12 protein-coding genes and 1 pseudogene are annotated in these 12,133 nt (G+C 70.6%); 7 read left to right on the top strand and 6 right to left on the bottom strand.

Going from position 1 to position 12,133, the window contains the following annotated elements:
* Window positions 1-5: 5 nt before the first annotated feature.
* Entirely contained in the window at window positions 6-224 is a 219-nt protein-coding gene (locus AC5L30_RS28910) for a hypothetical protein (RefSeq protein ID WP_494871085.1), read from the bottom strand.
* Window positions 225-410: 186 nt separating this feature from the next.
* Between AC5L30_RS28910 and AC5L30_RS28905 the strand changes: the two are divergent.
* Both AC5L30_RS28905 and AC5L30_RS28900 read left to right on the top strand, forming a co-directional pair.
* A pseudogene (locus AC5L30_RS28905) lies at window positions 411-551 on the top strand (Scr1 family TA system antitoxin-like transcriptional regulator); the annotation flags it as partial.
* On the top strand, window positions 548-757 hold the full coding sequence (locus AC5L30_RS28900) for a DUF397 domain-containing protein (RefSeq protein WP_494871083.1): 210 nt from the start codon (window positions 548-550) through the stop codon (window positions 755-757). The pseudogene AC5L30_RS28905 and the gene AC5L30_RS28900, both read left to right, overlap by 4 nt.
* Here AC5L30_RS28900 and AC5L30_RS28895 read toward each other — a convergent pair.
* Window positions 754-1,368, bottom strand: a complete 615-nt coding sequence (locus AC5L30_RS28895) for a TetR/AcrR family transcriptional regulator (protein WP_494871081.1) — start codon at window positions 1,366-1,368, stop codon at window positions 754-756. The two genes, AC5L30_RS28900 and AC5L30_RS28895, sit on opposite strands and share 4 nt — an antisense overlap.
* A 47-nt stretch (window positions 1,369-1,415) precedes the next feature.
* On the opposite strand from AC5L30_RS28895, the gene AC5L30_RS28890 reads away from it, so the two are divergent.
* Window positions 1,416-2,567 (top strand): glycosyltransferase, encoded by a 1,152-nt coding sequence (locus tag AC5L30_RS28890; protein WP_494871079.1) that lies wholly within the window; start codon window positions 1,416-1,418, stop codon window positions 2,565-2,567.
* Window positions 2,568-2,730: 163 nt separating this feature from the next.
* Window positions 2,731-3,672 (top strand): sporulation protein, encoded by a 942-nt coding sequence (locus tag AC5L30_RS28885; protein ID WP_494871077.1) that lies wholly within the window; start codon window positions 2,731-2,733, stop codon window positions 3,670-3,672.
* A gap of 64 nt (window positions 3,673-3,736) precedes the next feature.
* Here AC5L30_RS28885 and AC5L30_RS28880 read toward each other — a convergent pair whose 3' ends face one another.
* Window positions 3,737-4,114, bottom strand: a complete 378-nt coding sequence (locus AC5L30_RS28880) for a hypothetical protein (protein WP_494871075.1) — start codon at window positions 4,112-4,114, stop codon at window positions 3,737-3,739.
* 178 nt (window positions 4,115-4,292) lie between these two features.
* Entirely contained in the window at window positions 4,293-6,335 is a 2,043-nt protein-coding gene (locus AC5L30_RS28875; RefSeq protein WP_494871074.1) for a glycerophosphodiester phosphodiesterase family protein, read from the bottom strand.
* Between the two features lie 191 nt (window positions 6,336-6,526).
* On the opposite strand from AC5L30_RS28875, the gene AC5L30_RS28870 reads away from it, so the two are divergent.
* Window positions 6,527-6,946 (top strand): hypothetical protein, encoded by a 420-nt coding sequence (locus AC5L30_RS28870; RefSeq protein WP_494871072.1) that lies wholly within the window; start codon window positions 6,527-6,529, stop codon window positions 6,944-6,946.
* 106 nt (window positions 6,947-7,052) lie between these two features.
* On the opposite strand, the gene AC5L30_RS28865 is transcribed toward AC5L30_RS28870, so the two are convergent.
* The gene (locus tag AC5L30_RS28865; RefSeq protein WP_494871070.1) at window positions 7,053-9,350 is read right to left on the bottom strand and encodes a HelD family protein; all 2,298 of its coding nucleotides are present in this window, start codon (window positions 9,348-9,350) and stop codon (window positions 7,053-7,055) included.
* A 147-nt stretch (window positions 9,351-9,497) separates the two neighbouring features.
* Between AC5L30_RS28865 and AC5L30_RS28860 the strand changes: the two genes are divergently transcribed.
* Window positions 9,498-10,124: an SGNH/GDSL hydrolase family protein gene (locus AC5L30_RS28860; protein ID WP_494871069.1), complete on the top strand. Its 627-nt coding sequence runs from the start codon at window positions 9,498-9,500 to the stop codon at window positions 10,122-10,124.
* 67 nt (window positions 10,125-10,191) lie between these two features.
* Here the strand turns inward: AC5L30_RS28860 and AC5L30_RS28855 are convergent, their stop codons facing one another.
* Window positions 10,192-11,319 carry a LolA family protein gene (locus AC5L30_RS28855; RefSeq protein WP_494871068.1) on the bottom strand — a complete coding sequence of 376 codons (1,128 nt, stop codon included), beginning with the start codon at window positions 11,317-11,319 and terminating at the stop codon, window positions 10,192-10,194.
* Window positions 11,320-11,415: 96 nt separating this feature from the next.
* Here AC5L30_RS28855 and AC5L30_RS28850 point away from each other — a divergent pair, with 96 nt between their 5' ends.
* Window positions 11,416-12,072, top strand: a complete 657-nt coding sequence (locus AC5L30_RS28850; RefSeq protein WP_124816037.1) for a response regulator transcription factor — start codon at window positions 11,416-11,418, stop codon at window positions 12,070-12,072.
* The last annotated feature ends 61 nt before the right edge of the window (window positions 12,073-12,133 follow it).

The following is a 12,133-nucleotide window of genomic DNA, read 5'->3' as shown; positions in this document are numbered from 1 at the left end:
GCCTCTCAGCCTGGCCGCCCGGCTCGCCGCCTCTTCGCGACGTACGGCAGGGCGAACAGGTACAACCCGGTGAACAGGAGCAGGGCAAGGGGAAGTAGGGGCACATAGGACACCCAGATGACGGGGTCGTCCTGTGCCAAGGCGACGAAGGTGACGATGACGGTCACCGTGAAGGCGATGGCCAGCCACCGATGGATCTGCCGAATCCATGCGTTCGCACTCATGGCAACCTCCTGGGAAGACGAGCATCTTCCGGTCCGGCGGTCTGCCGGTCGGGACGTCGATGGCGGTCACGCTAGTTGCGGCTCGATGACCAGAGCTTCTCGATTCCTGACCGATTCGCCGCTCTTGTCGTGCTGCCCCCTCAAGATCCGAGCAAGAACAGGGAGGGTGGCCCCTCGCACGTTATGGAGTCTTTGGGAGGGCGGCTCTACCTGGAGTCGCCGAAGGCTGAGCGCTTTGTTCGCGCCTATGGTCGTCTGCTGGATTTTGCGCTCAGCGAGAGCGAGTCAACGAAGTTGATCGTGAGCATCGCAGAGGAGTTGTCATGAGCGAGAGCATGCCCAAGGTCGCTTGGCACATCAGCAGCAAGAGTGACAGCAACGGTGGCAGCTGTGTCGAGGCAGGGCCCATCCTCGACGGTTCCCGTCGAGTGGCGGTACGGGACAGCAAGGACCGTGCGGCGGCAACCCTCGTCTATCCCGTTGCTGGGTGGACCGCGTTCGTCCTCGGCGTCAAGGACGGTGAGTTCGGCTAGGGCGCAAGGAGTGCCTCGGTGGCCCGGTCGACCAGCCAGCGCTCGGCCTCGTCGTACGACCAGCCACCCTCGTCGACGAGTTGTGGCCAGGAGTGCAGCCCGAAGTAGAACCAGAGCACCTGGGTGGCCTGTTCGACGGTGAGGCCCGGACGTAGGGCGGAGAGGTCGTCGAGGCGTACCGCGCCGACCCGTAGCGCCTGCCGGTACGCCGCCGCGCCGTCGCGCGCCGCTTCCGCCGCGCTCGCCGTCATGCCCGGCGCCGCCCTCATCAGTTGGATCGTGTGCGGGCGGCTCTGGTGGCCGTACCGTGTCCCGACGCCGATCAGCCGCACGACCTCGCCGGGGTCGGCGGCGACCGCGATGGCCGCCACGTTCTGCGCGGTCTCCGGGTCGTTCACACCTGCCTCGATGAGCGCCCGCAGCAGCGTCGGCTTGCCGCCGACGCTGGTGTAGACGGTCGCTACGGCAACCCGGGCGCGGGCGGCGATGTCGTTGACCGTCGTAGCGGCGTACCCCCGGGTGATGAACAGATCCTGCGCCGCATCCAAGATCAACTGCCGCGTTTGCTCGGCGCTCTCCTGGCGCCGGCTGGCGCGCGGTTGAGCAGCCACCAGGGCACTCTACCGACCCATCTCGTCAGAAGGGTATTCTGATGAACATGCGAGTCCTCTTCTCGAACGTGCCATCTTTCGGGCACTTCCTCCCGCTTCTGCCCCTGATCCGCGCGTTCCGGCGTCAAGGCCACGACGTTGCCGTAGTGACCGCTGCGGGCATGGCCCCGCTCCTCGCTCCCGAGGGCATCGAGCTGCTGCCGGCTGGCCCCATGCCGGATGTCCTCTTCGCCGAGGTGGGGCGAAAGCTGGGCATCAACCCCGCGACCGAGCCGATCCCAGAGGCGGTCGCCGAGTTCTTCGCCGGGGTCCGGGTCGACCTCACCGCTGACGAGGCGTTCGCGCAGGCAAAGAGCTGGCAGCCGGATCTGATCGTCAACGAGATGCTCGACTTCGTGGGGCCGCTGGTCGCCGCCGGTCTCGACGTACCGCTGGCCACCCTCGCCTTCGGCCCGGCGGTGCCGGCCGAGTTCACCGACCCGCTGATCGCGGTGGTCCGCTCTCGCTACGAGGAGCGCGGGCTGCCCGCGCCGCAGCGCGTCCAGGCCGGGCGGTGGCTGCTGGACACCTGCCCACCGGGGCTGCAGTTCGAGGGCTTCGCCGTACCGCAAGGGGTGGAGCGGATCGCGCTGCGGCCGGAACCGCACCAGGCACCCGACGCTTCGACGGGCGCGCACACGCCGCCGGCCGGCGGGCGTCCCCGGGTGCTGGTCAGCTTCGGTACGGTCTTCGCCGACCCCGCCGTCGTTGGCCCGCTGCTGGGTGCCCTCACCGACGTGGACGTCGACGTGCTGGCCACGCTCGGCCTGGACGGCAAGCCGGAGGACTACCAGCTCGACTCCGACCGGGTGGAGTTCAGCCCCTTCGTGCCGCTGGCCCAGTTGCTGGAGAACGTCAGCGCGGTCGTCACCCACGGCGGCGCCGGCACCACCCTCGGCACGCTCGCCCGGGGCGTCCCGATGGTGGTCGTACCCCAGGGCGCCGACCAGTTCATCCAGGCGGACCGGGTCGCCGCGTCCGGAGCGGGTCTCGCACTGATGCCCGGGCAGGCCGACCCGGCCGCCATCGCGGCGGCGCTGCGCCGGCTGCTCGACGAACCGACGTTCGCCGAGGCCGCGCGCCGGCTCAGCGCCGAGATCGTCGCCATGCCGTCGCCCGACCAGGTCGCCGAGCGGATGCGCGCCGAGTTCATCGGCTAAGACCCGCTGCTGGGCTAAGGCTCGCCATTGCCACCCGGCTCGACACGACACCGCTGTGAAGCGCGGGCGCTTCACAGCCACCTCACAGGGGTCCTGGATAAGGTGCCGTTCGAGTCAACGTCCGACTCCAGCCTGGAGCGGTCGGCGTCGCACAGGAGTTTCGATGGTCTTCAAGAAGATGTTGAGCGCGTTCGGTGTGGGCGGTCCCAGCGTGGACACCGTGCTGACCAACCCCAACACCCGGCCCGGCCTGACCCTCGACGGGCAGGTCAACCTCGTCGGCGGCGACGCTGAGGCAGCCATCGAGCAGGTGGTGATTGGCCTGGTCACCCGGGTCGAGGTCGAGGGACACGACACCGAGTACGCGGGCACGATGGAGTTCCACCGGATGGTGGTCAGCGGCCCGCTCCAACTCGCCCCGAAGCAGCAGCTCTCGATCCCGTTCCAGCTGCCGGTGCCGTGGGAGACCCCGATCACCGACGTTTACGGTCAGCGCCTGCACGGCATGACGATGGGCCTGCGCACCGAGCTGGCGATCGCCCGGGCGGTCGACAAGAGCGACCTGGACCAGGTGGCGGTGCACCCGCTGCCGGTGCACGAGCGGATCCTGGAGGCGTTCCAGCGGCTCGGCTTCCGGTTCAAGCACGCCGACCTGGAGCGGGGTCACATCCGGGGCGTGCAGCAGACGCTGCCGTTCTACCAGGAGATCGAGTTCTTCGCCTCCCCGCAGTACGCGAGCACCATCCGGGAGGTCGAGCTGACTTTCGTGACCAGCCAGCGCGGCGTGGAGGTCATCCTGGAGTGCGACAAGCGCGGTGGGTTCCTCAGCGCCGGGCACGACGCGTTCGGTCGCTTTCAGGTGTCGCACACCGACGTTGACCGGGTGGACTGGGCGCAGGTCGTCGACGGTTGGCTGCGCGAGACCACGACCCGCTACGGCAGCCTGCGCTCCCAGTACGGCGGGAGCCACGGTCACGGCCGTGGGCACGGCATGGGCGGCATGGTGGCCGGGGCGGCGCTCGGCGTCGCCGGCGGCATGGTCGCCGGCGAGATGATCGGGGACGCGTTCGAGGGCGACTTCGGCGACTTCGGCGGCGACGAGTAGTCGGTACAACACGATGGTGGCCTCCGGGAGGATCTCCCGGAGGCCACCGTGCGCTGTGAACCGGTCAGTGCCGGGCCTTGCGCTCCTCGCTGCTGCGCCAGTTGCTGCCGGCCTTCGCGAGGCCACGGCTACCGAGGTAGCCAAGCGTCAGCAGGGTGACCAGGAACCAGGCGTTGTCGGCCCGGAAGATGTCCACCCCAGTAGTGTTCCGACCAACGACCTGCGACGCGCCCAGTACGGCGGCCACCGCGATCAGATAGATCCAGAACTCGGTGGTCTTGAAAGCCTGCTTGGTCTCCGTACCGGGTGCCTGCATGTCGTTGCGGCGCCCGTCATGCATGACCGGCATCTGCTGGGTCTGCATGTCCCGCATCGCTGCGGGATTCTGCGGGTCGTTCATGGGCCGGTTCATCGGCCGGGTGGAAGCAGCCTGCGTGCTCATCTGGTCCTCCTCAGGATGCGATGAGTCGTACCTGCATTCCCTCGCCCCGCTACCGCGTTTCGGCCACGGCACGGTTCGCTTTCGTGGCGGGGACAACCCCCGACTACCCGAGGCCCCGGAGCAGGTAACACCGATCGCCGGCCGGAAAAATCCGGCCGGCGATCGGATGGTCGACGGGTCAGCGCAGGCCGTTGCGGATCGCCACGCTCACCAGAAGGCTCGGGTCGTCGGTGATGATGCCGTCGACGCCGAGGTCGATGACCCGCTGCATCACCGTGGCGTCATCCACGGTGTACGGGATCACCTTCAGGTCGTAGCGGGTCTGCAGGGTCCGAACGTCCGGTCCGTGGAAGTATGCCGGGTTTTCCCGCAGGTACCAGTCGGTCGAGGCGACCTTGCCCTGCTTCGGGTCGTGCACCTGCCAGTTGGCGGAGACCGTGCCAGCGCCCGCGGCCCGGGTCAGCTTGCCGAGGTCCTGGTACTTCCACCAGTCCAGTCCACCGGTCCACGGGCTCTTCACCGACGGGTTGCCGTAGACCGCCTCCAACGAGCACTCGTCGGCGAGGGTCGCGCACTCGGCCGGACCGTACTGCCAGACCAGGCCGACCGTGCCGATCCGCCGGTCGAGCTGCCGGGCGTACGTGATGGTGCGCCAGTCGAACGACTGGATGGTGGCCCGGCTGGTGAAGCCGGCCCGCTGGATCGCGTCGACGAGCTTGCGGGTGAAGCTGCGGTACGGCTCGGTGTCATTCACCACCGGGCTGATCTTCGTCTCGATGTTCATTCCGATGTCGGTGCGGCCACTCGCCTTCACCAGGGCGAAGACCTCATCCAAGGTCGGGATCCGGGCACCGGGGGCGGGTACCTGAGCGGGCAGCTCGGGCAGCGTCTTGGTGCCGCAGTCGACGGTCTTGAGCTGCGCCAGGGTCAGCTCGTGCACCGGCTTGCCCACGTACGGGAACTTCCGGTCTCCCGGGCGCACCGGGGCGGTGTCGACGCAGTGTGACCCGTTGACGGTGCGATCGTGCAGCACCACGAGCTTGCCGTCGGCGGTCACGTTGGTGTCCAGTTCAAGGGTGGAGATGGCCCGGTTGGACAGCGCGTTCGCGAACGCCGGCAGGGTGTTCTCCGGCCGGGTGGCCCGACCGCCCCGGTGCGCCTGGATGTCGAACGGCGCGGTGTACGCCTTCGGCAGCCGGTAACCGCGCTGCGCCAGCAGGCCGCGCAGCCGGTCCGGGTAGTCGGTGATGATGCCGTCCACACCGTCGTCGATCAGCTTGGTCATGGTCGGCACGTCGTCGACCGTCCACGGGATCACTTTGATCCCGTAGCGGTGCGCCTGGGCGACCATCTCCTTCGTGACGTACGGCTTGTAGGCCGGGTCGGTGACCGTGCCGTTCTGCGGGAACCCGTGCACCGGCGAGAACGCGCTGGCGCCGAAGCTGCGGATCGCCTTGATCGGGTCGCCACCGAAGTCGTCGATGTCCAGTCCGCCCAGCCACGGCGACGCACCCGGCTGACCGGTCTGGAGGAAGTCGTAGTTGGTCAGGGCGACCAGCGGCAGCTTCGGCTCGACCTGACGCATGCGCATCAGCGCGCCCCAGTCGAAGCTCTGGATGGTGACCTGCTTGAGCAGTCCGGCGGCGCGGATCTCGGCAGCGGTGACCCGGACGAACTGCTCGCGGGGGGCGGTCTCGGTCGGCGCGCCCGCCTCGACCTTGGTCTCGACGTTGAGCTTCACGTCCTTCGCCCGGTAACGGTTGACCAGCGCGAAGACCTCACGCAGCAGCGGCATCCGGGCACCCGGGACGGCGAGCTGGCCGGGCTTGTCCGACAGCGTCCTGGAGCCGCAGTCGAGCGAGCGCACCTGGGCCAGGCTGAGCGTGTTGATGTACTTCCCGACGTACGGGAACTCCGGGTCGCCGGGCGTCACCGGGGTGGTGTCGACGCACTTGGCGCCACTGATCTTCCGGTCGTGGGTGACGACGGCCTGGCCGTCCTCGGTGATCTGCACGTCCAGTTCGAGGGTGGTCACCCCGAGCTGCAGGGCGTTGCCGAAGGAGGCGAGGGTGTTCTCCACCCGCAGCCCGAGGCCGCCCCGGTGGGCCTGCACGTCGAATGTCCGGTCCGGTCGCGGCTTCGCCTCGGCGGGCACCGCGAGCCCGGTCGTCACCGTCGCGGCCACCAGGGCCGCGACGGCGGTACGGCGTACTGTGCGCACGCTGTCATCCCCTCCTGCCGGCGGGCATCTCCCACCGGTCGCGGGACAGCATGGACATCTCGGGCTGCGGGCAGGCGGCCGGCGGGCGGCGCGACGGTGAACCGCTGTGGACGACCTCCCGGTCACACCGGGTTTGGTCGGCCGGTGGTGGGGCACGCAGTCAGTTCCACAGCTTCTGCGAGGTGATGGACGTGCGTGAGGACGACATGCGGCAGGACGCCGCCCGCGAGGCCGAGGATCGGATCGCCGGCGGCGTGTACGGCAAGGGCGCCCTCGACGAGGTGACGGTGCCCCGCACCGATGTGGAGAGCCAGCTCCAGCGCGATGACCCGCTCGATCCGGCTCATGAGCGGATCGACCCACAGGTGCTGCGCGACGGTGGCCCCGTCGGCGGGCAGGGCGCGGTGACCACCACCGGTGGCACCGCCGGGCCGGCGAGCGTGCGCCGGGTGGCCCGACAGCCGGAGCGGCACCCGGGCAAGGTCGCGCCGACCACGACCGGCGATGCCACCACCGGCGGCCTGAGCACCCCGATGGGCGGTGGCACCAGCGACCAGTCCACCTCCGCAACCGGCCCAGCGAAGTCCATCAGGGACAAATCCACCGACTAACCCGACCCACCCGCCGCCCCCTTGGCGACGTGATCATGAGGTTGACGTGGCTGTGGAAGATCACCGTCCACGTCAACCTCATGATCGATTCAGCGGGTGGGGCGGGTTAGCTCGCCGGGCGCAGGACGCCCAGGCGTTGGGTGGCGCGGGTGAGGGCTACGTACAGGTCGCTGCGTCCGCGGGGGGACTCGGCCACCATCCGGTCCGGGTCCACGACCAGCACCGAGTCGAACTCCAAGCCCTTGGCCTGCGCGACGGTCAGCACCACCACCCGGCTCTCCAGCTCCGGATGCTCGCCGACGACGGCGGCCTCGGGCAGGGCGGCGGTCACCGCCGCGCCCAACTCGCCCACCCGGCCGGCCGGCACGAGCACCCCGAGCCGGCCCTCGGTCAGCCCGGCCGCCTCCCGGGTGGCCTCGGCGACCAACTCGGCCGCCAACCGTCCGTCGGGCACCGTCCGGTCCCACGGGGGTACGCCGCTCTCCCGCACCGAGCGCGGCGGCCGCAGCGCCGGGTCGATCTCGGCCAGTACGTCGGCGGCGACCGCCATGATCTCGGCCGGGGTGCGGTAGCTGACCGTCAGCTCGGCGAGCCGCCACCGCTGCTCGACGTACGGGGCGAGGGCGTCCGCCCAGGACGGCGTACCGCTGAGCGCGCCGGTCTGCGCCACGTCCCCGACGATCGTCATCGACCGGCTCGGGCAGCGGCGCATCAGCAGCCGCCAGGCCATCGGCGACAGCTCCTGCGCCTCGTCCACGATCACGTGGCCGAACGCCCAGGTGCGGTCGGCGGCGGCCCGCTGCGCGGTGGTGAGCCGGTCGGCCTCCTCCTGCCGTTCCAGCAGCCGATCCGCGTCGATCAGGTCGGTCACGCCGAGGATCTCACCGCCCTCGGCCTCGTCCTCGACGTCGATCGAGCGGGAACCGCGGGCGATCTCCAGCACGCCCTCGGCGTACTCCCGTTCCATCATGCGGATGCGGTCCCGCCGGGCGGCGGCGGCGCGTTCGTCCTCGCCGAGCAGCTCGGCGGCCTCGTCCAGCAGCGGGACGTCGGCCGGCGTCCAGCCACCGCGATCGCGCCGCAGCAGCGCCCGCTCGTCCTCGCTGAGCATCGGCGCGGCGGCGGCGATCCGGTCCGGGTCGGCGTACAGGTCGGCGAGCAGCCGCTGCGGGGTGAGCACCGGCCACAGCTGGTCGAGGGCGGCTTGGATCTCCGACTCCTCGCGCAGCTCGCGGCGGATCTCGGCCCGGTCCGCCTCGTCGAGGAGGTTGTCCCCGCCGAGCGGGTCGGCGCCGATGCGTTCGGCGACCTGCTCGGCGAGCGCGTGCACGATCTCCACGTCGAACAGCGCGCGGGCCAGATTGTGCGGTCGGTCGGGGCGGCGGACCCGGTCCCGGGCGGCGCGCACGATCTCCGGGTCGAGGGTCAGCGTCTCCCGCTCGACCTCGATCTCCAGCGGTTCGTCCGGCACCCACTGCCGGTCCCGTACGGCCAGCGCCAACACCTCGGCCAGCACCGCCCGGCCCTTGAGCGCCGCGGTCTCGGCCGGCTCGGTCCGTTGGGCGCTCACCCCGGGAAAGAGATCACCCTGGGTACGCAGCAGCACACCGGTCTCGGCCAGCGTCGGCAGCACCTGGGAGATGTAGCGCAGGAAGGTCGCGTTCGGGCCGACCAGCAGCACGCCGCGGCTGGAGAGTTCGCGGCGGTGTGTGTAGAGCAGGTACGCGGCCCGGTGCAGCGCGACAGCGGTCTTGCCGGTGCCCGGGCCGCCCTGGACCACCATCACGCCCGGGAGTTCCGCGCGGATGATCTCGTCCTGTTCGGCCTGGATGGTCTCGACGATGTCGCGCATCCGGCCGGTACGACCCGCGTTGAGGGCGGCGAGCAGGGACGCCTCACCGGTTAGCTCCTCGTGGGCGCCGGGGGAGGCGGTGTCGATGTCGAGCACCTCGTCGTTGAGCCCGGTCACCTTGCGTTGCCGGCTGCGCAGGTGCCGGCGACGGCGTACGCCCTGCGGGTTCGCGGCGGTGGCGAGGTAGAACGGGCGGGCTGCGGGGGCCCGCCAGTCCATCAGCAGCGGGTCGTAGTCACCGGTGGTGTCGAAGATGCCGATCCGGCCGATGTAGCGGCGGGAGTCGTCGTCGCCGTCGAGACGGCCGAAGCAGAGCCCGTTCTCCACGGCGGAGAACTGTTCGACCTGATCGGCGTACATCGCTACCGAGCTGTCGCGCTGCGAGCGGTCCTGGAGGGTGCCGCCGGTGTTGTGCAGCTCGGCGGTGAGCCGGTGGGCGGCCTGCTCACGCAGCTCGTCCAACCGGTTGTAGAGCATCGAGACGTACTCCTGCTCGCGACCGATCTCGTCATCGAGCGGCAATTCGCCGGAACCGCCGGAGTGCCTTGACAAGCCGTCTCCCTAAAGATTAGAATCCTTTGCAGGAACGGCTTTTAGCCGTTCTTTTTTGTGCCCTTCGAACTGTTGAAGATAGCGCGTTCCGCCGGTTCTCACCAAGCCGGGCGGTCCGGCGCGCCGGTGATCGCGAGGTGGCGGCGGATGATCCTGCGGACCGGCCAACGGGTGGTCTTCATCGGGGACAGCATCACCGATTGTGGTCGACGCGACGTCGCCGCGCCCTACGGCAGCGGATATGTGAGTCTCGTGCGCGCCCTGGTCGGCGCGCGGCACCCGGAGTTGGACCTGGAGTGGGTCAACCGGGGTGTGGGCGGCGACACGGTGCGGGACCTGGCGGCCCGCTGGGACGACGACGCCATCGCCGAGCGCCCCGACTGGCTCGCGGTGCTGATCGGCATCAACGACATCTGGCGGCACTACGGTGACCGGCCGGATGAGGCGGTCGGCATCGAGGAGTACGAGCGCACCCTGCGTGACCTGCTCCGCCGGGCGGTCGCCGCCACCGGCTGCCGACTGATCCTCGGCGACCCGTTCCTCATCGAGGCGGACCGCGGCGACCCGCAACGCGCCGACACCGACCGGTACGCGGCGGTCGTGGCGGGGCTGGCCACCGAGTTCGACGCGGTGCACGTGGCCAACCAGGCGGCGTTCGACCGGGTGCTGGCGGTGAGTCCGGCGACGCGCTGGGCCGACGACCGGGTCCACCCGCACCTGCCCGGGCACGCGGTCCTCGCCGACGCGTACCTCAGCGCCCTCGGCGTCCGCTGACCCGGGCCCGCCCACAGCGAAGCGCCGGGCCGACCCTCAGGTCGACCCGGCGCGATCACCGGGTGGATCAGCCGCGCGCGGCCTGGTAGAGCCGCTCCGGAGTGACGGCGCCGGCGAGCACCCGACCGTCATCGGTGAGCAGCACGCTGAACAGTTTGCTGGTGAGGAGCCGACCGCTGCCCCAGTCACCACTGACCGCCGCCAACCCGCCGAGCAGCTTCGACATGTCCACGTCCGGGGCGGAGCCGCCGGGTGCCGCAGCCGGCTTCGCGGGGGTCTTGCGGCCGACGTCGGCCCCGTCGAGGCGGCCGATCAGCACGGTCGACCAGCCGGAGCCCACCGCGCGTACCTGCGGGTCACCCGCCGGCTCGACGTGACCGGGCTTGCCCGTCGGCCGCTCGGCCTTCTCCTCGTTGACCGTCACGCCCGGCGGCGGGTTGAAGGTGAACTGGTCGGCGTCCGGACGGCGGTAGTCGACCTGGGTGAAGGCCACCTCGAACGCCGGCCGGTCACTGCCCTTCGCGAGCACCTCGAAGCGCAGTGGAACGTGCTGCTTGGCGTCGATGGCGATCCGCAGCTGGTGCACCAGGGAGTCACCGTCGCGCGGCTGGAGCACCAACTCGTACGCGTCCTGGCCGGCGACGGTCGCCGACCGGCCGACGCTGACCTCGGTGCTCGGGTCGATCGCGCCCAACGCAAGGTCGGCGGCCTGCTGCGGGGTGGCCGGCAGGCTCGCTGCCGGATCGGGGGCGGGCTTCCAGGCTCCGGCGTCGCCGCCCAGCGTGCGGTGGGTGGCGGTGTTGCCGCGGCTCTGCCAGGTCCACAGGTCCCGGCCGTTGCGGATGATGTCCTGCTCGCCCAGGGTGTCCACCAGCGCGACCCGCTGCTGGTCCGGCCCGGAGTACCAGACCCGCAGGGTGTGGGTGCCGGTCAGCAGGGTGGTCAGCTCGTTGCCGGGAACCAGCCCGACGAGAGGCGGCAGACCGAGATCGGCGCGTTGCACCACGGTCCCGGACAACCCCTCCAACCGGGATGTCTGTAGGTCGACCAGGAGCTGCGCGGCGGTTCGGGGCGGCAAACTCGGCTCGGCCTCGGCGGCGAACGTGCCGATCGCCGCGCCCCCGCCGATGACGGCGACGGCCGCGGTGGCCGGGACCAGCCAACGAAGGACGGGACGGCTTCTCAGAACGGACATGGTGGCACCTCCTGCGACCCATCCTGCCCCCTCCGTGCTGTGAACGCGCTGAGGACACCGAACCGCGCCGATTGACCCGGGTGGCACCCTTGAGCTGTGCGCGTGCTGGTGGTGGAGGACGAGGCCCGGTTGGCGGCTGCCCTGCAACGTGGCCTCCAGGCGGAGGGGTTCGCGGTGGACGTGGCGGCAACCGGCCCGGCCGGCCTGGACGCGGCCCGGCACGGCGGGTACGACGCCATGATCCTCGACGTGATGCTGCCCGGCCTGTCCGGGTACGAGCTGGTTCGGCGGCTGCGCGCGGAGCAGCACTGGTTGCCGGTGCTGATGCTGTCCGCCAAGGACGGCGAGTACGACCAGGCCGACGGCCTCGACTGCGGCGCCGACGACTACCTGACCAAGCCCTTCTCGTACGTCGTGCTGCTGGCCCGGCTGCGGGCGTTGCTGCGTCGAGGCGCGCCGGAACGGCCGACCGTGCTGGCGGTCGGTGACCTGCGGCTGGACCCGGCCCGTCGACGGGTGACCCGGGCGGACGCCGAGGTGGCGCTGACCGCGCGGGAGTTCGCCCTGCTGGACTACCTGATGCGCCGGCCGGGCCAGGTGATCTCCAAGATCGAGTTGTTGGACCACGTCTGGGACGCGAGCCTGGAGACCGCGCCGAACGCCGTCGAGGTGTACGTCGGCTACCTGCGCCGCAAGCTCGGCCGGGACCGGCTGGAGACGGTCCGGGGTGCCGGCTACCGGTTGGCGACGTGACCGCCGACGGCCCGTCACCCAACCGTCGGGTCTGGTCCGGTCGGATGCCGGTCCTCGGGCT

The sequence above is a fragment of the Micromonospora sp. BQ32 genome, from assembly GCF_059358895.1.
The sequence above is the reverse complement of the archived record's forward strand: the minus strand, read 5'-3'. Positions and strand labels throughout refer to the sequence as shown.

Excerpts from the sequence above, each read along its gene's own strand:
- AC5L30_RS28885 (WP_494871077.1), top strand. The coding sequence starts at position 2,731 with ATGGTCTTCAAGAAGATGTTGAGCGCGTTCGGTGTGGGCGGTCCCAGC.
- AC5L30_RS28890 (WP_494871079.1), top strand. The coding sequence starts at position 1,416 with ATGCGAGTCCTCTTCTCGAACGTGCCATCTTTCGGGCACTTCCTCCCG.
- AC5L30_RS28855 (WP_494871068.1), bottom strand. The coding sequence starts at position 11,319 with ATGTCCGTTCTGAGAAGCCGTCCCGTCCTTCGTTGGCTGGTCCCGGCC.
- AC5L30_RS28910 (WP_494871085.1), bottom strand. The coding sequence starts at position 224 with ATGAGTGCGAACGCATGGATTCGGCAGATCCATCGGTGGCTGGCCATC.
- AC5L30_RS28860 (WP_494871069.1), top strand. The coding sequence starts at position 9,498 with ATGATCCTGCGGACCGGCCAACGGGTGGTCTTCATCGGGGACAGCATC.
- AC5L30_RS28880 (WP_494871075.1), bottom strand. The coding sequence starts at position 4,114 with ATGAGCACGCAGGCTGCTTCCACCCGGCCGATGAACCGGCCCATGAAC.
- AC5L30_RS28900 (WP_494871083.1), top strand. The coding sequence starts at position 548 with ATGAGCGAGAGCATGCCCAAGGTCGCTTGGCACATCAGCAGCAAGAGT.